This window comes from Vibrio halioticoli NBRC 102217, from assembly GCF_000496695.1.
GTDB lineage: Bacteria > Pseudomonadota > Gammaproteobacteria > Enterobacterales > Vibrionaceae > Vibrio > Vibrio halioticoli.
In genome coordinates this window covers 241820-266323 of record NZ_BAUJ01000003.1, presented here as the reverse complement: position 1 = coordinate 266323, position 24504 = coordinate 241820, and the positions used below count along the sequence as shown (strand labels likewise).

The window sequence follows — 24504 nt, the reverse complement described above, 5'->3', positions numbered from 1 at the left end:
CCTATGGCAGTATTGAAAGCTGAACACCTAGCGAAAAGCTATAAAAACCGCAAAGTGGTTGCAGACGTAAGCCTGCAAGTAGAATCGGGGCAGATCGTAGGTCTACTAGGGCCAAATGGCGCAGGCAAAACCACCTCTTTTTATATGATTGTGGGATTAGTTGCTCGTGACGAAGGACGAATTCTGATTGATGATCAGGATATCAGTATTCTACCGATGCACAGTCGTTCTCGAATGGGCATTGGCTATCTTCCACAAGAAGCGTCTATATTTAGAAAGCTCTCTGTTGAAGATAACATTTACGCGGTATTGCAAACTCGCAATGAAATCTCAAAACAAGAACGAGATGAAAAGCTTGAAGAGCTATTAGACGAATTCAACATTCAACACATTCGTAAAAGTAACGGTATGGCTCTCTCCGGTGGTGAACGTCGCCGTGTGGAAATCGCACGTGCATTGGCCGCCAATCCGCAGTTTATTCTGCTGGATGAACCTTTTGCGGGCGTCGACCCAATATCCGTTATCGACATCAAAAAGATTATTGAACATTTAAGAGATCGTGGTTTAGGGGTACTTATCACTGACCACAATGTGCGCGAAACCCTGGACGTATGTGAGCGAGCATACATCGTAAGCCAAGGACACTTAATTGCCGAAGGTACGCCCGAGCAAGTGCTTAGCAACGAACAGGTTAAGAAAGTTTACCTCGGTGAACAGTTCCGTCTCTAGACGGCCCACTGCAGGCGACTCATAATTATGAAAGCAGCATTACAACTTAAGTTTGGTCAACACCTTGCCATGACCCCACAACTGCAACAAGCCATACGCTTATTGCAGTTGTCTAGTTTTGAGCTTCAACAAGAGATTCAGCAAGCATTAGACTCTAATCCCTTGTTGCAAGTTTCCGAAGAGAGCACTCAATCGGAAGAAAAAACCGAATCTCCAAAAGAAAGCAACCAGCAAGAAAGCACAGAACCGAGCGCACAAGACAGTTCTGAATTAATGGCCTCTAACTCCATTGGTGACGAACTTGCTGTCGACACCTCTTGGGAGGACGTGTACAGCTCCAATTCAGGCAATACTGGTGTGGCTCTTGATGATGAATTGCCTATCTATCAAGGAGAAACTCAAACCAGTCTCTTTGATCACTTACTGTGGCAGTTAGAACTCACTCCTTTTTCTGAGACCGATCATGCGATTGCGATTGCCATCATTGATGCCATTGACGATCAAGGTTTCTTAACGCTTTCTACCGCCGATATTACTGCCAGTTTATCCCTTCCCGATGTCGAAGAAGATGAAACAGTTGCGGTTCTCAAACGTATTCAGCAATTTGAACCCCTTGGTGTCGGCTCTCGAAATTTACAAGAATGTCTATTGTTGCAACTGTATGCCCTTCCTGATGAGACGCCACGCAAACAGCAAGCTTGTGAGATTTTAAAAAATCATATCGAACATTTAGCTAATCGCGACTACAAATTAATCATTAAAGACACTAAGCTCAAAGAAAGCGATTTAATCGCCATATTGCAGCTTATCCAACAATTAGACCCGCGACCGGGTAGTCAAATTGGCAACAGTGATATTGAATACGTTGTACCCGATATTAATGTGATCAAGGTGAACGGCAAGTGGACGGTCTTTCTCAATAATACCGATATGCCCAAACTTGAGGTCAACCAGCAGTATGCCACTATTACAGGGGCAAACAGCAGTGACAGCCAATACATTAAAGACCAACTGCAAGAAGCAAAATGGTTAATCAAAAGCCTTGAAAGTCGCAGTGATACCCTGCTTAAAGTCGCCAGATGCATTGTTGAAACTCAGCAGGAGTTCTTCGAAAAAGGCGCTGAAGCAATGCAACCAATGATTTTAAATGATGTAGCCGAGGCGATTGATATGCACGAATCGACTATATCACGCGTCACAACTCAGAAATATATGCACACACCACGTGGTATTTTTGAACTAAAATATTTTTTCTCCAGTCATGTTAGTAATAATGATGGAGAAGATAAGTCCTCGACTGCGATTCGTGCACTGATCAAAAAATTGGTCGCAGAAGAGAACACAGCTAAACCATTGAGCGATAATAAAATTACCGCTCTACTCGCTGAACAAGAGGTAAAAGTTGCAAGACGCACAGTGGCAAAATACCGCGAATCATTAGGTATCGCCCCCTCTAGTCAACGAAAACGCCTAGTTTAGGCCTTAACAGAAGGAACGCTTATGCAAATTAATATCACTGGTCACCATGTAGAACTTACAGAGTCACTTCAAGAGTACGTTGATACTAAGTTTCAGAAACTCGAGCGTTTCTTTGAACACATTAATAACGTTCAAGTTATTTTAAAACTTGAAAAAGTTAACCATATTGCGGAAGCTACGCTCCATGTAAGCCAAGGCGACATTCACGCCACCGCTGAAGAAGAAAATATGTATGCAGCCATCGACGCATTAGTCGATAAGCTGGTTCGCCAGCTGACCAAGCATAAAGAGAAGTTAAGTAGCCATTAACCATGCAAATTAATCAAGTATTGTCTTTGGACTGCACCAAAAGTGCAGTCCATTGTACTAGTAAGAAGCGCGCTCTAGAGCTTATTAGCCAAATTGCAGCAACCCATTCAGGCCAAGATTCCACGGATCTATTTGAATGTATGCTCGGCAGAGAAAAACTAGGCAGCACAGGGATTGGCAACGGTATTGCCATTCCACATGCACGAATGAGTAATTCAGACCAGGCGATTGCCGTCCTATTACAATGTGATGAAGCCATTGAATTTGATGCTATCGACAATCGTCCGGTTGATTTGTTATTTGCGCTGCTAGTTCCAGAAAATCAATGCAAAGAACATTTAAAAACACTGTCTTGTATGGCGGAACGCCTGAATGACAAAAAAATTCTTAAACAGCTTCGCCATGCAAAATCCGATGAAGAGCTGTTTGAAATAATGGTTGCAGAATCGATTGAGTGTCCAAAGGGATAAAAGAATGCCTGAATCTCGCCAACTTGTTGTTGTTAGTGGTAATTCCGGTGGCGGAAAAAGCGTCGCTCTACGTGCCTTAGAAGATATAGGCTACTATTGTGTCGATAACCTTCCAGTAGCCCTGCTTAGCTCTTTTGTCGACGGTCTGAGCCCAAAACAAACTAAAGTTGCGGTGAGCATTGATATTCGTAACTTACCGAGTAACCCAAAGCAAGTCACTGCGGTACTGACAACCCTAGATGACTCCGTTCAAGTGATGATTCTTTACCTTGAAGCCAACGAAGAAACCCTAGTTAAGCGCTATAGCGAAACCAGACGCATTCACCCTCTCTCATTAATCAAAGATTCACGATCCCTTCAGCAAGCCATTGTAGAAGAAAAGATCTTACTGTCTGCATTAAAAGAACGAGCCGATCTGGTCATAGACAGCAGTAAACTGTCTATTCACGAACTCAGCGAAATGGTGAGAAAGCGTATCCTAGGCCGCGATGGCCAAGAGTTGGTCATGGTCTTTCAATCCTTTGGCTTCAAACATGGACTGCCCTCTGATGTTGACTATGTATTTGATGTTCGCTTCCTGCCGAACCCACACTGGGAACCAGCGCTAAGACCTTTAACCGGTTTAGATAAACCCATTTGTGATTACCTGTACGGCTTTGACGATGTAGTTGAGCTAAAAGAGCAAATCCAAGCTTTTATTGAACGTTGGCTTCCGGCTCTAGAAAAAAACAATCGTAGCTACCTTACAGTTGCGATTGGCTGTACTGGCGGTAAGCACCGCTCGGTATTCCTTACTCAACAAATCGGTGAATACTTTCTTGCACAAGGGCAACAAGTGCTTATTCGTCACAATCAATTAGAGCAACAAAAGTGATCCAATCTCGTCGCTTACTCATCATTAATAAACTGGGATTGCATGCTCGCGCTGCGGTAAAACTTGTCGAATTAGCCCAAAGCTTTGATGCTAAAGTTACCGTCAGTAATGACGGCAATAGTGCCGACGCTGATAGCGTAATGGCACTACTGATGCTCGAATCTGCGCAGGGAGAATACGTCACAGTGACCGCCAACGGCACCCAAGCACCGCAGGCTCTACAAGCGGTGTGCGCCCTCATCGAAGAAAAATTCGAAGAAGATGAATAATACCGCTCGTACTAAATAACTGCTCACTCTAGCTTGTTTAGTGTGATTGGTATAATTTTCACTCAGTCTATTAAAATATTCGTTTTAGATTTAAGAACTTATTAACCCCTTGAATAAAATAGGCTAATATCCTTCTATTAATTTATTTAGTGTACACACCTAATGGAGGCAAATAATGGCGGAACAGATCGAGTTTGATCAAGCCCACCAAACGCTTCAAGAAGTGAGTGATGCGCTGGATAATGGCCGCTTTGTCTTCGTTAGGCGCCAGCTCCAATCTATGGAGCCAGAGGACATTGCCCACCTTCTTGAAGCGTCGCCAAGAAAAAGCCGTGAAGTACTATGGCAACTCACCGACCCTGAAGATTACGGTGAAATTCTTGATGAGCTAAGTGAAGACGTCAAAGATAACCTCGTATCCAAAATGGCTCCCGGTAAGCTGGCAGAAGCAACCGAAGGCATGGATACCGATGACGTAGCCTACGTTCTTCGAAGCTTACCTAATAACGTATCACAACAAGTCCTAAGCCAAATGGATTCTGCGGATCGATTGCGTGTCGAAACCGCCCTTTCCTATCCAGAAGACACCGCTGGCGGAATAATGAATACCGACGTTACCACCATACGTGGCGATGTTGATATTGATGTTGTGCTTCGTTATATGCGAATGAAAGGCGAACTGCCTGAAGCCACTGATACCCTGTATGTGATTGACGACGATGACCGTTTAATTGGTAACCTGTCACTCACCACCCTGCTAACTACACAACCTGATGTCCCCGTCGTCGAAGTCATGACCCACGCCGATGAAGCCATTGCGGTGGATCTTAGCGATACGGATGTGGCGAGCTTGTTTGAACGTAGAAACTGGGTATCCGCGCCGGTTGTTGACCAAAATCAGCACTTGGTCGGGCGTATTACCATTGATGATGTGGTTGATATCATTAGGGAAGATGCTGAGCACTCCATGATGAGCTTAGCCGGTCTTGATGATGACGAAGATACCTTTGCACCCGTAGTCAAATCAGCGCGTCGCCGTAGTGTCTGGTTAGGCGTCAATGTACTGGCCGCCCTAGCAGCCGCTTCTGTTTCCAACATGTTTGAAGCCACCTTAGAACAAATGGCCGCTATCGCTGTATTGATGACCATAGTCCCTTCTATGGGTGGCGTAGCCGGTAACCAGACCGTTGCCTTGGTGATTCGTGGCTTAGCACTTGGCTATATCGGTGACAGTAACCGCAAAGAACTGCTAATGAAAGAAGCGGCTATCGGCTTTTTAAATGGCGTACTTTGGGCGTTAATTATTGGCGCAATTGTTGTGTTCTGGAAACACGATTGGATGCTCGGCTTTATTATCTCCGCCGCAATGCTCACCAACTTATTTGTGGCAGGGGTCGCCGGCGTTACCATTCCGATAATATTGAAGAAAATGAACATAGATCCTGCGTTAGCAGGCGGTATGGCGTTGACCACCATTACAGATGTAATTGGTTTATCGGTCTTTTTGGGGCTGGCGACGATTTTCTTACTCTAGGTGCTTTTCGCTAGCTAAGTATTCGAACTAACCAACATAAAAAAAACGAGCTTTTCAGCTCGTTTTTTTTAATAACTACAAAGGTGGATAGAGGTTAAACACCCGCAACTTTCATCGATTCAATCAGCATAGAACCGGTTTGAATTTGTGAGCGAGTTTCAACATCATTGCCTACCGCCACAATTCGTTGGAACATCTCTTTGAGATTGCCCGCAACGGTCACTTCTGAAACTGGGTATTGAATCACCCCGTTTTCCACCCAAAACCCAGCTGCGCCACGTGAATAATCACCGGTAACGCCATTCACGCCCTGACCCATTAATTCTGTCACTAAAAAGCCAGTACCCAGCTCTTTAAGCATGGCTTGGTAATCTTGTCCGGTAGATTGAACAAACCAGTTGTGAATACCACCAGCGTGTCCTGTAGCCGTCATACCCAACTTGCGAGCGGCATAACTGGTCAGCAAGTAAGTTGCCAACTTGCCATCGGTGATGATGTCGTAATCTTTAGTCGCCACACCTTCGCTATCAAATGGCGTAGAAGCTAAACCTCGCAGAATATGCGGCTTTTCATTTACGTTGAACCAATCTGGCAGAATTTGCTTTCCAAGATGATCAAGTAAGAAAGAGGATTTACGATAAAGACTGCCACCGCTAATAGCACCAATTAAGTGTCCCATTAGCCCTGTAGCCACTTCAGCGGCAAACATCACGGGATACTCGCCAGTAGCAATACGTCGAGCATCTAAGCTCTGTATGGTTCTTTGTGCCGCTTTTAAACCGACTTCTTTAGCAGACCAAAGATCTTCTGCTCTACGGGCAACGCTATAACTATAGTTGCGCTCCATATCACCATTGGCACCCGAACCAATGACGCTGCAGCTAACGCTATGACGGCTTGACGGATAACTGGCCAGAACGCCATGTGAGTTACCGTAAACACGAATGCCATAGTGAGAATCATAACTTGCGCCATCACTTTGTTTGATCTTGTCGCTGTACGCCAAAGCCGCTTGTTCAGCTTCAATAGCAATTTTCGCAACATGATCAGGGTTTGGCTCATCAGGATGGAAAAGGTCCAGATCTTTCACTTCTTTAACCATCAACTCAGCAGGTGCAGGGCCAGCGCAAGGATCTTCAGAAGTGTACTTGGCAATATCTAAGGCAGCCGCAACCGTTTGTGCGATTGCTTTTTCGCTGAGATCTGAAGTGGATGCACTTCCTTTTCTTTGGCCACGGTAAACTGTGATGCCTAGAGCGCCATCGCTATTAAACTCGACATTCTCTACTTCACACATGCGAGTGGATACACTCAGACCCGTAGATTTATTAATCGCTACCTCTGCGCCATCGGCTTTGGCAGACGCCAATGCAAGGGCTTTGGCAACCGCTTCTTCTAATTCTACTTTTTGTTGGGCAATTTGTTGTCTAGCGTCCATAGTTAAATCAATTATTTGCAGGCAATTGTGTTTAGAATACCAAGCTTTTTCCATTCTCCCCAATTTGTTTGTTAAAATAACGGAAATTATGCGCAATACGCATTCAAAATTGAGTAACTAAGAGCAAATTATGGCCAGAAAAAACCAGAAAGCCCCTTGGGAAGAAGAAGAAGAAATCATTTGGGTAAGTAAAACCGAAATGAAGCAAGACATGGAAGCCTTGCAAAAACTTGGCGAAGAGCTTGTGGCGCTAAAACCGGGTGTACTGGATAAATTCCCGTTACCAGAAGATCTTGCTGATGCCATTAAAGATGCACAACGCTTTAAAAACGAAGCCAAACGCCGTCAACTGCAATACATTGGCAAAGTGATGCGTCAAATTGAGATTGAACCCATTCAAGCAGCGCTCGATAAACATCACAATAAGCACTCTCAAGCTTCGGCTGAATTGCATAAACTGGAAGAATTGCGTGATCGCGTTGTTGCTGAAGGTGACTCTGCAATTGAAGAAGTGCTTAGCTTGTACCCTGAAGCTGATAGACAACGTCTACGCCAATTAGCTCGCCAAGCAAATAAAGAAAAGGCAGCCAGTAAGCCGCCTAAAGCATATCGTGAGATTTTCCAGATCTTAAAAGATCTGAACAGCGAAGCTTAAATCGCTTTATTGTACACACTATAATGATGGGCTTTCCTATCATTACAGTGTGTATGTGTCCCTTACTCTGTGCCACCAACTGTGATGGTTTCAAGTTTAACCGTTGGTTGACCTACGCCGACAGGAACGCTTTGTCCCGCTTTACCACACACGCCAACACCCTGATCAATTTGTAAATCATTACCTATCATCGACACCTGCTGCATCGCTTCAATACCAGAGCCAATTAAGGTTGCATCTTTCACTGGACGAGTGATTTTGCCGTTTTCAATCAGGTATGCTTCTGAGGTTGAGAATACAAACTTACCCGAAGTAATATCAACCTGACCGCCGGCAAAACTTGGCGCATAGATGCCTTTTTTGACGGTTGAAATGATCTCTTCAGGTGTATGTTGACCCGGCAACATGTAAGTATTGGTCATACGAGGCATAGGTAAGTGCGCAAATGATTCACGACGGCCATTACCTGTAGGTGCGACACCCATAAGACGCGCATTCATTTTATCTTGCATGTAGCCTTTAAGAACGCCGTTCTCAATTAAGGTGTTGTATTGACCTTCAACCCCTTCATCGTCAATGTTTAACGAACCACGGCGATCCACCATAGTGCCGTCATCCACAATAGTACAAAGATCGGAAGTAACTTTGTCACCCACTTTCCCAGAAAAGACTGATGACTGCTTACGGTTAAAATCGCCTTCTAAGCCATGACCCACTGCTTCATGTAGCAATACACCCGGCCAACCTGCACCTAGCACGACAGGCATAGCACCGGCAGGAGCTGCATCAGACTCAAGGTTAACTAAAGCCAGGCGAATCGCTTCATCAGCAAAGTGCATAGCCACTGTTTTGTTACCATCCATCGCTAAGAATCGTTGGTAATCGTAACGACCACCACCGCCTGAAGAACTGCGCTCACGGCGATCACCACGTTGCACGAGTACACTAATAGATAAACGCACCAATGGACGAATATCAGTAGCATATGTACCGTCTGTAGCGGCAACAAGCACTTGCTCATACACACCACTTAAACTGATGTTCACCTCGCTCACTAAAGGCTCTTTAGTACGAATGTACATATCAAGCTCTTTCAGTAGGTCAATTTTCTGTTGCTTTTCAAGGCTCTGCAGCGGGTTAACACTTGAATAAACCTTGTTTGAGTTGTGACGAGAGAAAGTTTGAACTTGCGCGGTTTGCCCTTGCTTTGCAATGCCTCGAGCGGCAATTGCCGATTGTTTTAAGCTGTCAGCTTGAATCTGGTCTGAATAGGCAAACCCTGTTTTCTCACCACTGATAGCCCTAACACCCACGCCACGGTCGATATTAAATGACCCATCCTTGATGATGCTGTCTTCTAAAATTAAGGTCTCATGCCAGCTCGCTTGAAAGTAAACATCCGCATAATCGATATCACGAGCGGCAATCAAAGAAAGAGTACGCTCCACATCTTGGTCTGTTAGGCCACTTGAAGCCAACAGCTCTTGTTCTACTGTTTCAATTGTCATAATTTACTCATTTTCCTCATCGATAATGAGGCTAAAAAATTTTTGATGTGCAGCAACAGGCATTGCCTTACGAACTTGCTCCACTTGATGTAATTCAATATCAGCAATTAAATTGCAGGGGGTGGTTTGCGCTGTAGTAATGACCTTACCCCAAGGATCAATCACCATAGAATGGCCCCAAGTTTGTCTGCTGGCAGAATGTTGCCCACATTGGCCTACGCCAATCACCCAAGCTTGGTTTTCGATAGCTCTCGCACGAAGCAGAGCTTCCCAGTGTGCCTCTCCCGTCACCGCAGTAAAAGCGGCAGGTACTAGTAATATGTTCGCACCACCGTCACGCAAGACGTTATACAGATTGGCGAATCGTAAGTCATAACAAATCGATAAGCCGAGTTTCGCGAAAGGCGTCTCAACTATCTTTGGCGCAGTGCCGTGCGCAAAGCAATCCGATTCGCGATAGCTACCATGTCCATCAGCCACTTCCACATCAAATAGATGCATTTTGGCGTAGTCGGCAACTAACTCTCCTTGATCGCTAAACACTAAACTTGTGGAGTAGAGTTTACCTTTTGGCGCTCGAATAGGAAAAGAGCCGATGACAATCCAAACCGCCAACTCTTTTGCCAGTTTAGCTATTTGACTCTGAATTGGCCCCGCACCCAACTCCTCTGCAAGTTTTTGATAACCTTCAGCATTATCGAACAGCAAGCAATTTTCTGGAGTAATAACTAACTGACACTGCTGCGCGGCTAATTCCCTCACCTGCTGTTCAATGTATTGGTAGTTTTGCATGACATCACTAGTTGATGTCATCTGCACTAAACCGACGGTTACTTGTTGCTGCATATATGGCTTCCCTATGACTCAGAGCGAAGTTTTTTAGGTACTTCGTAGTCTCCCTTACGGCGCGATTTCTCTCGCACTTTCGGAGCGTTCATTGGCCCTTTGATTTCATAGGTGACCTGAGTAATAACTTCAATTACCGGAGCCACAACAGTGCTGATAGCCAATACGTATAAAGCGGTTTGTGGCGCTACGGCAAAAGCGGTCAGCATTGGAATACCTGACGTTACGTCAGGTTTAAAGGTCACTTCCGCATCCACCATTTGAGTATTCAAATTTGCTAGACCACGAATGGTCATATCGCCGGATATCGAATCCATTTGTAGATCGTTAGTGACAAATATACCATTTTCGACTTTGCCTTTACCTTCGATAGAATCAAAAGCTAAACCATCATCAAACACATCACTAAAGTCTAACTGCATGCGGCGAATCAAGGAGTCTAAGCTAAACATACCCAGTAATTTAGCCGCGCCGCCAACATCAGAAATCACCCCACGGCCAAATTCTGCGTCTAGCGTACCATTGAGGGTATCCATCTGAATATTCCACGGCGAACCTTTCCAATCTAAAGAGGAGTTAAACTCAAATGGCGCTTTTTGAATGCCTGAGTTCACCCCAAACCTTGCCATGATTTCCGAGTTATCTTCGCCTTTAGCATTAAAGTCTAAATGAGTAGTACTGTCTTTATCTGTTAACTTCCACCAGCCGCTGGCTAATAAGCTCGATTGACCACTGGTTAAATTGGCTTTGTCCCACACAATGCGGTCACCATCGTGTTTCATCACCACATCAACCTGACCCACTTTATAACCTTGCATCCAAAAATCATCGATTTGTAAATCAAAGCTCGGCATTTTGGCAAAGAAGGTTTTATCAAAGTCTGAAATTAACGGCTTGCCCGCCTTAGTTTCTTTACGATCACCTCGATCGACAATTGACTCATCAACAAGGTTTTCAGGATCGGCTAAGTACAGTTGTAGTTTAGATAAATGTACACCTAGGTGCTTCCCATCGTAATCGGCTTTACCTTTTAACTGCGAGCTATCTACGTTGAAATCCCACTTATTACCGCGATTACGAGCCAACAAATCCACATCATTCCAATCTAAACCGCCTGCTTTAAGGTTAGTAGTTTGTACCTGTATACGTTGCGGAATTGGAAACTCTGGGGCATTCAGCTCACTAACAATCGGCTTAGGTCCCACAGTGGAACGGTCTAATGCCTGCATCCATTGGTCTAAATCAAACTCTGGTAAACGCAAAGAGGCGTGATGACCAACAATCGGGCTAACTCGAAAACTGCCCGAACCAATAATGGTATTGGTCGCTTTAAGTACCGGTCTTCCCTGAGTAATATCAATTTCAGTTTGGAACTTCGCTTTTGGCAATTGCAGTCTGGCAGAGATTGACTCTTGGTTGCCTGATGCCTGCATGCGAGCTTGCCACACTTCGCCTTTCTTTTTCCGCATTGGCGCTGGATAAGTACTCGCCACTGACGTTAAGTTTGCTTTAGCATCCAACTGATAGGTAAAGCCTACATCATTGATTTGTAAATCAATTCCCATATTCCACGGCGCTCTACCTGAAATAGGCTCTAGCCAAGTTTTACCAAGGTATGGCACTAAGGGATCAACTTGCCAGTCACCAATAAGATCAATACGAGTGTCGTAGCTCGCCTCGGCATTTTGCCCGGTAAAGTCGAGCGAAATCGGTTGATCCAATACCCTTGCTTTTAAACCAGAAGTGCTAACCACATCATTATCAAACTCTATACGACCGGTGGCTTTTTCCAGCATCATTGGCGGCGCAGTAATATTGATATTGTTATTTTTTAAGTCAGCATAGCCCCACGCTCTCGCGTCTTCACCCTCGCTAAATGGAATGTAAAGCTGGAACTGTGAGTCAACTTGTCCTTTGATATCTATGGTAGTTAATGCTGCTCCCACCGAACCAACTAACGGCGTAGCACTCATGTAGTCTCGCACATCAGAGCCTTCCGCTTTGGCTGCGGCAAACAGCTCAATATGCCCATCGCCATGCATTTGAGGAATTTGACCTGAGATGCGATCGGCATGGATATTCAGCAGTTTTGCGTCTCTAGAATCTAAGAACATCGTCTCGTTTTCAAACAGCAAATCAAGTTGCATATCGGTTAATGCTGGCCATGCTGTGCTAAAGCTAAATTTGGTTTTTCGCAATGGAACCCAAGCCTGAAACACACCGTCATTTTTACGATATGGGAACTTGGACAGTTCACCATACCAAAGCAATTTAGCGGTTTTTACCGTACCACCTTGAATGCCTGCAGAAAGGTAATCGGTCAAGCTACGGCCTAAGGCTAAGGTAGGCAAATAACGCCACGTTTCACCAGCGTTAAGTAAATCGGCTTCTGCGTAGAAAGACAAAAATGTAGGTGCATCTTTCGGGAAGTCGAGCTTAAAAGCACCGAGCACTTGTAGATCCGGTGTCGCGGCGGTGACTTTGTCTGACCATAGTCGCCAGCCGTCATCATCGGATTGCCAAACTAAATCAAGCTCAGCTTGACGAATGCGTAGTGGTGCTTGAAATACATCGCCGTAAGGCAATACATCATCAATCATGGTGACTTTGGCTTTCGCCAGATCGGAGCGACCAAAGACTTGCGCTTCTAAAGTATGGAAACCCGGAAGTAATTCCCATTGCTTCATGCGTCCATCTTTAAGTTTGGCTGAATAACGAAGTGTCTCTATGCCTTTACCCATGGAAACACGCATATCCGTCACTTCACCGCCAAGTTGAACGGTATTGATCCAGTCTTGTGTTTTTTCCATATCCGGCAGTAAATCTAATATCGGTGTTAAGCTACCGATTTTTATCTGATTAACATTTAACTTCCACTGCTCTGGAGCCCATTGCAAAGCAAAGTTAAGCTCTGGCCACTGCGAGCCATTCGAGCGAAACGCAAGATCTTGACCATTCACTTGCCAGCCATCGTCAGTGGGATCTAGCTTCATCACTCCACCTTGGATGGAAATGGAGTTCTTTTTGTTATGTTTGTCTTTCCACTCTAAACGCGATGGAGAAATTTCCAGATAAGCATCAATAGGTTGGTTATTTTTAAGAGAAACCCAAGTGTTTAGGCTCACTCTTCCCTTCTCTACCACGATACCATCGGCTAAATAAGGGGAAACCCAAGGGGTAATATTGAAGTTATTTCCTTGCAGATAAAAGTCACCACTGATATCAGCAATGCCATCGTTATCCGTAAAATCAGCAATAACACTGACGCTGTTCAGTTGAACGTCTTTAACACTAATCACCCCGTCAGCACGGTGACGATTGGCTTTGTTGTGCCAGTTAAGGTTTTCGATTTCCACTTCACGCACATCTCCCGCAGCATCTTTAAACACTAAGGTCGAATCTTTGAGTGAAAATTCACTTAACTGACGCAGAATTAGATTTTCTAGATTTTTTAGAAGTTGTTGCTCACCCTCTTTTGGCGGCTCACTATTTGTATTACTGCGGTGGAATAGATCGATATCACTGATATCAATATGCAACCCATTCACAGTTAATTCGCTGATCTTAGGTTGCAAACTTAATAGAGAATCAACCAGATCAAATTCAGCGGTAACTTCGCCAACAGAAAAAGCTTTTACGCCTTTAGGAATGTCTGCTTGTAAGCCTGATAGAGAAAGAGAAGGATGAGTATTTTTCCAATACCCATGTACCTCACCAATGGTGAAGTTAAGGCCAGACGCTTTGTTTACCCAAGTTTCGATTTCTTGTTGATAGTTATCTAACCGAGGCAAAGCAATGCGTAAAGCGGTGACAAGCACCGCTAAAGATACAAATATAAACACTAATAGCGAGAGAAAAAGTCGCTCTAGTCGAACTGAGAATGACGCCAATGAATCACTACCCTACATCATTACAACATCGAACTGCTCTTGAACATAAAGCGGTTCGGCTGTGATTTTAACTTCTTTACCTATAAACAGTTCTAACTCGGCTAATGCGTGAGATTCTTCACCTTGCAATGCATCCGCAACCGCCAATGAAGCATAAACTAAGAATCGGTCTGCATCGTAAGCACGATTAACTCGTGTGATTTCACGAAGCACTTCATAACATACGGTTTCAACGGTTTTTACTGCGCCTCGGCCTTCACAGCTAGGGCAATCTGAACACAATACGTGCTCGATACTTTCTCGAGTGCGCTTACGTGTCATCTCAACTAATCCTAGTTGAGTAAAACCATTGATATTAGTTTTAACGCGGTCATTGTTTAAAGCCGCTTCAAGTGAAGCAAGCACACGCTTGCGGTGCTCATCACTGATCATATCGATGAAATCTATAATGATGATGCCACCCAAGTTACGTAACCTAAGTTGACGAGCAATAGCTTCGGTTGCTTCGAGGTTAGTATTAAAAATGGTTTCTTCTAAATTACGACGACCGACAAAGGCTCCGGTATTAATATCTACCGTCGTCATTGCTTCTGTCTGATCTATGATCAGCGAGCCACCTGATTTTAAATTGACTCGACGATCAAGTGAGCGTTGAATTTCGCTCTCGGCATCGTATAAATCAAAGATAGGTTTATCACCATCATACAACACCAGTTTGTCCATTAATTCAGGGACAAACTCTTCGGTAAACTCAAGCAATGATTCAAACACCATACGTGAATCGACCTGAATTAAAGACAATTCAGTACCGACAAAGTCACGTAAAATTCGCGGAGCAAGCCCTAGCTCTCCGTATAGTGTTGAACGGGTAATGTATTTGGAGCGGCGAACCATCACCTTCTCCCACAAGCGCTCTAAAAAAGCCGCATCTTGAGCCAGCTCTTTTTCATCCGCGCCTTCAGCAGCCGTTCGAATAATAAATCCGCCGGATTCACTGCAATAAGGGGCGACGATTTTTTTAAGACGATTGCGCTCTTTTTCTGATTCGATACGTTGTGATACGCCAACGTGGCTTGCACCAGGCATAAAGACTAAATAACGAGAAGGAAGAGTAATATCGGTGGTTAAACGGGCGCCTTTCGTGCCAAGGGGATCTTTAACCACTTGCACCACGATATCTTGACCTTGGCGAACCAGTTCCGAGATATCACGCACTTTAAATTGCTGTTTTTCGTTTTCGGCAACGCACTCAGTATGAGGCACAATATCTGAAGCATGTAGAAAGGCCGCTTTATCCAAACCAATATCAACAAACGCCGCTTGCATCCCTGGTAATACACGGCTGACTCGACCCTTGTAAATATTGCCTACAATGCCTCGTCTCGCTTCCCTTTCTATATGAACTTCTTGAAGGACACCGCCTTCAATCATAGCAACCCGAGTTTCACTCGGTGTTGAGTTGATCAATAACTCTGCACTCATGGCGCACCTCTAAAACTTATAAAAATTGGTGCAAGAGCTGTTCGGTTTCAAATAAAGGTAGCCCTACGACTGAGTGATAACTGCCCTCAATGCGCGTAACAAACTTTCCGCCTATACCCTGAATTCCGTAGCTTCCTGCTTTATCGCATGGTTCACCAGTCAACCAATAATCTTTTATTTCTTGGCGGCTGAGAGGTTTAAACCATACGTCTGTAATACAAATAATGGTCTCTGTTTTATGAAGATCAGAAACGCAGACTGCCGTCATCACTTGATGTTTTGCGTTCGACAGTTGACCGAGCATTTCTAAGCTTTCTTGCACAGAACCTGGCTTTTCAAATACACACTCACCCTGAGTTACAATGGTATCTGAGCCAATAACGATAGGTTCAACTATGCCTTCAGAGCGAGCTTGCTCAAGGACAGCTTGCGCTTTATTTTCAGCTAATCGCTGTACATATTGGCTAGGGGATTCCCCTGCATTACGAACTTCATCTATATTGCTGATAAGTATAGTAAATTCGTAGCCTAGTTGAGATAAAAGTTCACGTCTTCTTGGCGACGCTGACGCTAAAATAAGAGATTTCTGCATCACTTATCTTACTCTCCAAATACGGCGAACACGACGTAATAATAAAAATAGCCATGGCCAAAGGATAGCGTTAATAAGGGCTACCCACAGTGATGCAGGGTTAAAGACCACATCTTGAATAACAAATTCGCCAAAGAACTCTATGGTAATGCTTAACATGCTCAAAAGCGCCATCACCAACGCTTGTTGCCACAATGCCATGTTGCGAATAACCAAAAAGTTAATCGCCACTAAGTAAGTCACTATTGCCATCATCAAGCCGTGAATACCTAGCGTGGAACCCAATAGAAGATCCCACAATAAACCTAAAAATAATCCTGTTCCCACATTCACTCTATGCGGGGCGGCCATCACCCAATAACAGGTGACCAATACCAACCATGACGGACGCAACATATCCATTGTGCCCGGCCAAGGGATAGTTTGTAGAATCAGAGCGGCTAAAAAAGTCGTCCAGATAACAAGCTTGCCACCAAAGATACTATTCGCCATCTTTTTCTCCGGCTTGTGCTGTTGTTGGATTCTGTTCGGTTGCTGTGGCTGGTACAGATTCAATCAGCGTTGGTTGCTCATTGGCCGACGTTTGCTGAGGCCAAACCAACAGCAGATAACGCAAACGCCCAAAGTCTACCGCTGGAATGGCGGTAATGGTTGAAAACGGTTGGTGGTTATCTATTTGAACTTTATTTACAGTCGCCACTGGATACCCTTCAGGATACACACCACCCAAACCAGATGAGACCAGTACGTCACCTTCTTGAATATCAAAATTACTTGGGATGTGCTGCAAGTGCATTTGCGTCAAATCGCCACTGCCTGCGGCAATCACTCGAATGTCATTACGAATGACTTGCACTGGAATTGCGGCGTTAGCATCGGTCAGCAGTAGCACTCGACTATTGTGAGCGCCAACTTCAGTGACCTGCCCAACAATACCGTTTTCATTAATCACAGGTTGCCCTTGATAAACACCATCGACACGGCCTTTATCAATCATGATCTGTTGGTGATATGAAGAGGCATCTACCGCCATCACTTCCGTCACTACCTTTTTTTCATCTCGCACAAAGCTAGAGCCCAACAGTTTTCTAAAGCGTTGGTTTTCTTCTTTATATTGAGAGAGCAGCGACAGTTCGCTGTTCATTTTCAGTAGCTGTTCACGGAGCGCTTTATTGGTCGACAACAGTTGTTGTTTGCTGCTTACCTGTTCATAAAGCTTGCCAAACATGCTTCTAGGTAGATCAGCAAGGTACTGGATTGGAGCGACAGAACTGTTTAACACGTATCGTACATTTGAGAAGGTATCTAAACGACTATCAGCCAACATTAAGCTGGCTGATAGTAATACGGCAAAAAAGAGTCTCAATTGCAGAGAAGGACCTCTGCCAAAGATTGGATTCATTCTTCATTACCCGTTTTTGTTACTAGTGGGTGTGATTCAGTGGAAGACTTATTCTTCACTAAATAAGTCACCGCCGTGCATATCAATCATTTCAAGAGCTTTACCGCCCCCACGAGCCACACAAGTTAGCGGCTCTTCTGCCACAACAACAGGGATGCCAGTTTCTTCTGTTAGCAAACGATCTAGATCTTTCAGTAGCGCGCCGCCACCGGTGAGAACCATACCATTTTCAGAAATATCCGAAGCCAGTTCAGGTGGGCACTGCTCTAGTGCAACCATAACTGCAGAAACGATGCCAGATAGAGGCTCTTGCAGTGCTTCAAGGATTTCGTTTGAGTTTAGGCTAAAGCTGCGCGGCACGCCTTCTGCAAGGTTACGACCACGAACTTCTAGCTCTTCTACTTCATCGCCAGGGTAAGCTGAACCGATCACATGTTTGATTTTTTCTGCTGTTGCTTCACCAATCAAGCTGCCGTAGTTACGACGAACATAGTTGATAATAGCTTCATCAAAACGGTCACCACCGATGCGCACAGAAGAAGAGTACACCACACCGTTTAGTGAGATAACCGCAACTTCAGTCGTACCACCACCGATATCAACAACCATAGAACCGGTTGGTTCTGATACGCGTAGACCCGCACCGATTGCCGCCGCCATTGGCTCGTCAATCAAGTACACTTCACGAGCACCTGCACCTAGTGCTGATTCACGAATCGCACGGCGCTCTACTTGTGTTGAACCACAAGGAACACAAACCAAAACTCGTGGGCTTGGTTTTAAGAAACTGTTGTCATGAACTTGTTTGATAAAATGCTGAAGCATTTTTTCAGTAACAAAGAAGTCTGCAATTACGCCATCTTTCATCGGGCGAATCGCTGAAATATTACCAGGAGTACGTCCTAGCATTTGCTTTGCGTCATGGCCAACGGCCGCAACGCTTTTAGTTGAACCTGCGCGATCTTGGCGGATAGCCACTACCGACGGTTCATCAAGAACAATGCCTTGTCCTTTAACATAAATGAGTGTGTTCGCTGTACCCAAATCAATAGACAGGTCGTTTGAGAACATTCCGCGAATTTTTTTAAACATAACTAAGCGCTCTTCTCACAATCTTTGGAAGATAAAATTGTATTAAATGTACCAATGCCACACTTATTGGGCAAGGCATTGGACAACAAAGATTGATATAAAGTGCCTTTTTCTGACGCTGTCCTGACTTAGGCACTAAAAAAGTCAGTTTTCGTTACCAATTAACGCCCGCTCACCTTTAAATATGATCCGATCGTTACCTCTAAAGACACCAAAAGTAACGACAGCCGAAGGGTCTTCATCGCCTTTGTCTCTCCAATTGTATTGAAGCCAAGGTTGGTTGGTGTATGACGTGGCTTTTGAGCAGTCAATATTGGTTTCGCTGCGTTGTGGTGATAGCATTCCTTGTCTCAACCATAAACGTACCTGCTCTCTATGAGAATCAGATTCCTTGACGTGTGTGGCTGATAACTTGTTGCTTTTCCCTTCAGTGACCGTATCAAAACCATTTAAGCTAGCAGAGCTATTACTTCCATTAGTCCATATCACTTTGCTACAAAAATGTTGTGGAGCACTATATTCACTACGGCGATCATCTTTATTAATAATAAACTCAGAGGATTTCCAATATTCTGTACGAAGCGGAACTCGTATCTCTTGCCCTGAATTACCAGCAACATCTTTTAAGTGCATTCTTCCATAACGAAAATCAGGTTGTTCTGATAGCCTTATACCTTCGCCATTAAGGTCTAATATTTGAAAATCTACACCATCAACTTTATTGCTAACCCAAAGACCAAATTGAGAATTTGAACCATCATAAGGTCCGTCCGGAATTGTAGTGTAATTAGTTGTTGATGGCTGAGGATCGGGTAATTTTGACATCATAAAATCTTGAGTATGTGGCGCTAAACGTGCATTGCTAGCCACACCATAAATGTCTGCTTTTCCCCAATCACTTCCCTTCCAACTTAAATCAACCCAAGTTGCACTATCTAATCGGGAAGTAAAATCCACATCATTTCCATCAATCGCTAGATAGTCAATATCAACCATAAGGTTGTCTGCAAATAAGCCATAGTTGTAAGTAGGTTCACTTTGTCTATTCTGAGCCTCTACAATAAAATCATGCCCAACAGGTTGATTCATATAGCCAAAGCCGACATAGTTGCCATTTTCTTCTTGCCCTAGAGGATAAACGATATGATCTTCAATCAAGGCAAGTTTGGCTGGATAAAAACGTCCTACAGGTATTGTTGATGGGTTAACCGTCATATCATAATAAGGCCCATCAAGATTAGAGGTTAATAAAATACTGCCGACTTCGTTCCAAGATAGCCCTGAAAAAGTATAAATCCCGTTAACAATGTCAGTGTGTAACTTTTCAACGCCTCCAGATAAGATTCCAACCTTTCCACCTACTGGTGAGTGAGGTTTATCTGTCGGAATAGATAAGATTTGTTTAGCTGCCAAAGCATCACTTTGGGAATAGTTTGGTGTTGTTTCATAATTACAAAAGTCTTTGCTACTTAGATCAACGATACCTAATTCAGAGTCACCATTAGCCCAAATAATAGGTTTACTGTATAAAGAAAATTCATCACCAGCAGCAGTAAAACCATTTCCGCTAGTAGCTGTCCCTTGAGGGTTAATCACAGGTCCATTTCCTGAATTAGCCTGAATATTACATAGAGCAAAAGTATAAGGCCTTGAATAAATATCAACATTACCCGATAAACCAGTCCAACTACCTTGGTAATCTTCACAATCGGCACCACACTGCTCTTTAGTCCAATCAGGATCAGACACGGTAACTGATACATGACCGGCATCCCGATAAGTTAACTCGAGATTAGCAATCCCTTGAGTAAATACTAAATTAGTGTCTGTAGCGGTAACCAGCTTACTCCCTGAAGAAGGTTGTTGATAATTAGTAGAGCTAAGAGTCAGATCTTTCGTACCATTATAATTATCGATAGTTTCGCATGCTCCTCCAGTATCAGCTAAAGCTTTAACTTGTACTGTAAACGGCTTTCCAGCAATAACTTTTGCTGGTTTTGGTTCAAACTGAAATCCAAACGGTACAAACCTGTAAGGGCCTTCTGTTGCACTTAAATTATCTGAAGCAACTGTAGCTGTAACATTTAAATTCCCAACTGTTGTACTTTGCAGATAAAGTCGTTTTGCTCCATTTATGAACTGACTATTTAAAGCCGTAGAAGTACAGGTGCCTCCACTAGATTGTTCTGACCAGCATGCACTTCCATTAGGAAGATCAATGGCATTAGCATTGAAATTATTGCTATAACCAGTTATTGGTTGACCATTATCATCTACTACATAAAAATCAACAGGGATGCGTTCACAGGTCAAAGCTTGTGCTGTTTTAGGTTGGATAATGAATGTCTTTCCTGTTGGCACTGTTGGCACTTCACAATTATCTTCAACCCTCTGAATTCTATTACCGCTCATATTTATCTCAAAAGCAGTAATAGAGCCTATAATAATTGATCCACCACCTAAATTGACACTTTGCCGACTGAAAATATTGGCATAAAAAGGAGTAGAAGTATCAATATTAATATTTGAATTATCTTCACCCCAAATAGTAATATTTTCAGGAATACCATCAGAATGATCGGAACTGCCTAACGTAGAACTACCATTGATAGTGAAAGTTTTAAGCCGTATTAACGTATTATCTTTAACAACTAACTTAACAGAACCAGGAAGTGTCAAAGAGTCAAATTCGTAATATGTTCCTGTAAGTCGATATTCCCCCCAACCGTTCAAAGATACATTAGTGTATTTCCCTTCAGGGATATCACGAACCTCTTTATCAAATGTCAATTCATCCCTTGATGAAAATGGGATAATCGCAGGCTCTGATATTAACAATGACGGCTCTGCAATACATCGTACCCCTCCTCCATTGATATCACCATCACAAGCTGGCTGATCATAACCCTCGTGAGATTGATCCACTACGGTCCCAAAACCAACATGTCCACTTTTTTCATCATGGGCATCAAAAATACGAGAACCACCACCAAGGATATTAAGCGATGATGATGATGATGATGATGATGACCAAGACTGTACAACGCGGGGAAATGCAGCACATTGTTCTAGTTCAGGAAGATCAACTGACTCCCCACACTCAAGATTACTGATATTAGTACCAGTCCCTTCAAGCTTACCATTCGCAGCAACATTATTTTGAGTATCCTGATGTACCTTCATACCATTCACAATCAAATAATAATTAGCAATATTACTATTTCCAGTCGTGTGCTCGACTTCAATCCGAACTGTATAAGTTTGACCAAGCGATAAGCCTTGTTCATTAAAATGATAAACATTCTCTTCTAACGGTTCTTCCTGCTGGGTGTACCACAATACATACTTATCTTTACCATGTGTAAATGCGATATCTTGATAATAATTTGAACCAACTACCTGAAACTGAACCACATAATCTTTATTCCCCGCCACCGAACAAGTTTCTGCAAAAACAGAATGAGAAAACAAGAATAAGAAAATAAATACAACAAAAGAATACAACCTATTCATCTTTAACTCCTCGAACCCAAACCGTTTGCTGACGCTCTACTTCAAAGGTATTGCCATCATTGCAGATAGCTCTGGATGATATAGAGAGGTGTTTTAATTCTTCAGGGATGTTGTCCATATCTGCAGGTATATTTGATGGTGATGTTTCACAAGAAATGGTTGGGGCACTGCAAGAAACGCCGCTATTTTCAACCAGAGCTGTGGTGGCATTGACTGCGTCAGATCCCAGCGTGTCGCAGCGAGTGGATAAGGTTGTATAGTCATCGTCTCCATCTAACGGAAACAAATAAGTCAAAGCCCACTCATTGGCTGATTGGGCTAACATTGACGCCTGCTTACCCAATACTTCACGAGTTAATGTATCTTGGTTTGACCACGATATTCTGGTGAGATTTAAGGTCAACATCCCTAAAACTACGATAATAAAAACCGCAATGATGTACACATTACCTTTTTGGGAGTTCATTGATGCTTGATTATTACGGTACATTACTCACCTGCACATCATGTTTATATTGACTCTGCTCGTCACCGTTTTTGAACAATAAATCAAGGTGAACTAACCCGCCACGCTGAAGAGCTGTTTGTTGGTAAATAAAATCACTGTCACTAAAGGCAAGACCTGTTGCCACTATCACTCCGATATTATGATTAATATCAGTAATAGCGGTATTGGGCTCAATATCGCCATAATAACGCACTATTCTTCCTATTTCGTCACTGCTACTGGTACGTTCTACGCAGTAAGTTACCGTTTTATCTTGATAGATAAAATGTCGCTTGGCACTCGATTGACTAGTTAAGTTCATTGCCACTGAGAAGTAGTGTCCCAAGGTTGATGTAGTGGTACTTCCTAAACCAACAGCCTGAGAGCCGGACTCCTCTAAATCTTCTATTCGACTGGGGTTTATGACTAATCGAGTATCTGTTGAAAAGGTATGTGGATGTGAATAGTCTTCATTGCTAACCACAAACTCTACATGCTTTGTGGATTCTACAAATTTATAGAAACCAGAATATTGGATGGGGTAAAAGATTAAGCATTTATTTAAGTCATCACTGACTGTTTTAAAGCTATTAGGCACAGCATAACGTATCTCTCGGCTCATTTTTTCTATAGCAAAACGAGCTTGGTTTTGTAATCGCTGTCTATCTACAGACTGCACATATCCTTTAGTGCCAAACTCCACAAAACCTGCAATGCCTAAAAATATAATTGCGAGAATTATGATCGTGATGATCATTTCAATCAGAGTCAAACCACGTTGTTTCATTAGTAGTTCCCTCTATATGAGATAAATTTGAAATCCCCATATTGGCTAGCGGTAATCGTGACTGTGATTTTTTTAAATAAATCCTGACTGGCATCTCCTAAGCGAGTGTCATGGTCATATTCAACCTTCACTTCCGCTCTAAAACCTAAATAATCGCCACTGATATCACTACCAAAAATATCAGTTAATTTCCCGCCATGAGTTTTATCAATACAGCTATTTTGCGAATCAGAGGTGGTGTACCAACAACCTATATAATCATCCACGTCATTAAATAATGCCGGCGGCTCATTGTTGTCAGGCCCAAAATCGGCACTTGCGGTACATAGGATAGGTTGAGCGGAACTATCAATATAGTCACTTTCACCACAACGATATCTTCCACCATCATGATCACTGTGTTCATCAAAGTTTCTGGCTAAGATTTCAGTCATCAAGCTTGAGCCTAACGCCGATGCTCGCACTTCGTAAAAAGGTTTGGCTGATTGGCTGATTTGAGGAAATAGGAAACTGGTCAAGGTGATCAGAGCAATCCCCAAGATAACAATAGCGATGATGCTTTCAATAAGTGTAAAACCAGCCTGCTTTTTAACAGCCATAAACATACCCCTGACTATTGATGCAGATCTCTTGCTGATCTTGAGTGCTAGCAACAAGAATACGGATAGACTGACCTGCTACTGGCGTAGTGCAACCTGAACTGCAGGTGGGGTTGCCCAGTAAATCAAAATCAATGGTCATTGAAGGCGAAAAGTTCATATCTTGATTTTCTAGAACCACTACATTGCTCAGAGGTTGGGTATTGGTGGTGCAGGCTTGTTGCGAACCTAAGCATTGCCCCGTCACCACTAAGCGAAATCGTTGATGAAGTAAGCTACTATCTTCAATATTAGACTGCATTCTACCAAGCTGAATTTGCCGAATAACAGCAATGCCTTGCTGCTGTGCGGCTTGAGCGGAAAACTGTGATACACCAATATATTTACTTGAGGCATACAAAGACAAAATCGCAGCCACGATTATGACAATAATCAGCTCGACCAAGGTAAAACCTTTTATATTCTTTGCAATAGGCTGGTGATCCATTGCTTGTCCCTAACCAATGAAAACGTAAGTAATTAGATTATATAGAATTGAATGCAATCTCG

General features: G+C 43.4%; 22 protein-coding genes. 8 read left to right on the top strand and 14 right to left on the bottom strand.

Annotation, left to right across the window (positions count from 1 at the left end):
• Nucleotides 1-3: 3 nt before the first annotated feature.
• From lptB to mgtE, 7 genes are all read left to right on the top strand, one after another.
• The gene (lptB, locus tag VHA01S_RS01440; RefSeq protein WP_021712403.1) at nt 4-729 is read left to right on the top strand and encodes an LPS export ABC transporter ATP-binding protein; all 726 of its coding nucleotides are present in this window, start codon (nt 4-6) and stop codon (nt 727-729) included.
• Nucleotides 730-756: 27 nt separating this feature from the next.
• A complete protein-coding gene (locus VHA01S_RS01435; RefSeq protein ID WP_023402572.1) occupies nt 757-2208 on the top strand; it encodes an RNA polymerase factor sigma-54 in 1452 nt (483 codons plus the stop codon).
• Nucleotides 2209-2229: 21 nt separating this feature from the next.
• Nucleotides 2230-2517 (top strand): ribosome hibernation promoting factor, encoded by a 288-nt coding sequence (hpf, locus tag VHA01S_RS01430; protein ID WP_023402571.1) that lies wholly within the window; start codon nt 2230-2232, stop codon nt 2515-2517.
• A gap of 2 nt (nt 2518-2519) precedes the next feature.
• Nucleotides 2520-2987 carry a PTS IIA-like nitrogen regulatory protein PtsN gene (gene ptsN / locus VHA01S_RS01425; protein WP_023402570.1) on the top strand — a complete coding sequence of 156 codons (468 nt, stop codon included), beginning with the start codon at nt 2520-2522 and terminating at the stop codon, nt 2985-2987.
• Nucleotides 2988-2991: 4 nt separating this feature from the next.
• On the top strand, nt 2992-3861 hold the full coding sequence (gene rapZ / locus VHA01S_RS01420) for an RNase adapter RapZ (RefSeq protein ID WP_023402569.1): 870 nt from the start codon (nt 2992-2994) through the stop codon (nt 3859-3861).
• Nucleotides 3858-4130, top strand: a complete 273-nt coding sequence (locus VHA01S_RS01415; RefSeq protein WP_023402568.1) for an HPr family phosphocarrier protein — start codon at nt 3858-3860, stop codon at nt 4128-4130. Before rapZ ends, VHA01S_RS01415 begins: the two co-directional genes overlap by 4 nt.
• Before the next feature lie 175 nt (nt 4131-4305).
• Complete coding sequence (gene mgtE, locus VHA01S_RS01410) at nt 4306-5664, top strand: magnesium transporter (protein WP_023402567.1); 1359 nt, start codon at nt 4306-4308, stop codon at nt 5662-5664.
• Between the two features lie 94 nt (nt 5665-5758).
• On the opposite strand, the gene pmbA is transcribed toward mgtE, so the two are convergent.
• Nucleotides 5759-7102, bottom strand: a complete 1344-nt coding sequence (pmbA, locus tag VHA01S_RS01405) for a metalloprotease PmbA (protein WP_039969941.1) — start codon at nt 7100-7102, stop codon at nt 5759-5761.
• 130 nt (nt 7103-7232) lie between these two features.
• On the opposite strand from pmbA, the gene yjgA reads away from it, so the two are divergent.
• Complete coding sequence (yjgA, locus tag VHA01S_RS01400) at nt 7233-7757, top strand: ribosome biogenesis factor YjgA (RefSeq protein ID WP_023402565.1); 525 nt, start codon at nt 7233-7235, stop codon at nt 7755-7757.
• Nucleotides 7758-7819: 62 nt separating this feature from the next.
• Here the strand turns inward: yjgA and tldD are convergent, their stop codons facing one another.
• The 13 genes from tldD to VHA01S_RS01335 form a co-directional block, all read right to left on the bottom strand.
• Nucleotides 7820-9265 (bottom strand): metalloprotease TldD, encoded by a 1446-nt coding sequence (tldD, locus tag VHA01S_RS01395; protein ID WP_023402564.1) that lies wholly within the window; start codon nt 9263-9265, stop codon nt 7820-7822.
• Between the two features lie 3 nt (nt 9266-9268).
• A complete protein-coding gene (locus VHA01S_RS01390) occupies nt 9269-10111 on the bottom strand; it encodes a carbon-nitrogen hydrolase family protein (RefSeq protein WP_023402563.1) in 843 nt (280 codons plus the stop codon).
• 11 nt (nt 10112-10122) lie between these two features.
• Entirely contained in the window at nt 10123-14001 is a 3879-nt protein-coding gene (locus VHA01S_RS01385) for a YhdP family protein (protein ID WP_039969918.1), read from the bottom strand.
• A gap of 12 nt (nt 14002-14013) precedes the next feature.
• Entirely contained in the window at nt 14014-15483 is a 1470-nt protein-coding gene (gene rng, locus VHA01S_RS01380) for a ribonuclease G (protein WP_023402561.1), read from the bottom strand.
• A 16-nt stretch (nt 15484-15499) separates the two neighbouring features.
• On the bottom strand, nt 15500-16075 hold the full coding sequence (locus tag VHA01S_RS01375) for a Maf family protein (RefSeq protein ID WP_023402560.1): 576 nt from the start codon (nt 16073-16075) through the stop codon (nt 15500-15502).
• Between the two features lie 3 nt (nt 16076-16078).
• Nucleotides 16079-16567 carry a rod shape-determining protein MreD gene (mreD, locus tag VHA01S_RS01370; RefSeq protein ID WP_023402559.1) on the bottom strand — a complete coding sequence of 163 codons (489 nt, stop codon included), beginning with the start codon at nt 16565-16567 and terminating at the stop codon, nt 16079-16081.
• On the bottom strand, nt 16557-17477 hold the full coding sequence (mreC, locus tag VHA01S_RS01365) for a rod shape-determining protein MreC (protein ID WP_023402558.1): 921 nt from the start codon (nt 17475-17477) through the stop codon (nt 16557-16559). The genes mreD and mreC overlap by 11 nt, the downstream gene beginning before the upstream one ends.
• 48 nt (nt 17478-17525) lie before the next feature.
• Nucleotides 17526-18569: a rod shape-determining protein gene (locus VHA01S_RS01360; RefSeq protein WP_021712419.1), complete on the bottom strand. Its 1044-nt coding sequence runs from the start codon at nt 18567-18569 to the stop codon at nt 17526-17528.
• 144 nt (nt 18570-18713) lie between these two features.
• Nucleotides 18714-22082, bottom strand: coding sequence for a DUF6701 domain-containing protein (locus tag VHA01S_RS01355; RefSeq protein ID WP_023402557.1), 3369 nt, complete (start codon nt 22080-22082; stop codon nt 18714-18716).
• Nucleotides 22075-22572, bottom strand: a complete 498-nt coding sequence (locus VHA01S_RS01350) for a hypothetical protein (protein ID WP_023402556.1) — start codon at nt 22570-22572, stop codon at nt 22075-22077. The genes VHA01S_RS01355 and VHA01S_RS01350 overlap by 8 nt, the downstream gene beginning before the upstream one ends.
• Nucleotides 22562-23356 carry a prepilin-type N-terminal cleavage/methylation domain-containing protein gene (locus VHA01S_RS01345; protein WP_023402555.1) on the bottom strand — a complete coding sequence of 265 codons (795 nt, stop codon included), beginning with the start codon at nt 23354-23356 and terminating at the stop codon, nt 22562-22564. The genes VHA01S_RS01350 and VHA01S_RS01345 overlap by 11 nt, the downstream gene beginning before the upstream one ends.
• Nucleotides 23356-23955: a type IV pilus modification PilV family protein gene (locus VHA01S_RS01340; protein WP_023402554.1), complete on the bottom strand. Its 600-nt coding sequence runs from the start codon at nt 23953-23955 to the stop codon at nt 23356-23358. Before VHA01S_RS01340 ends, VHA01S_RS01345 begins: the two co-directional genes overlap by 1 nt.
• Nucleotides 23945-24442, bottom strand: coding sequence for a prepilin-type N-terminal cleavage/methylation domain-containing protein (locus VHA01S_RS01335; RefSeq protein ID WP_023402553.1), 498 nt, complete (start codon nt 24440-24442; stop codon nt 23945-23947). Before VHA01S_RS01335 ends, VHA01S_RS01340 begins: the two co-directional genes overlap by 11 nt.
• Between the last annotated feature and the right edge of the window lie 62 nt (nt 24443-24504).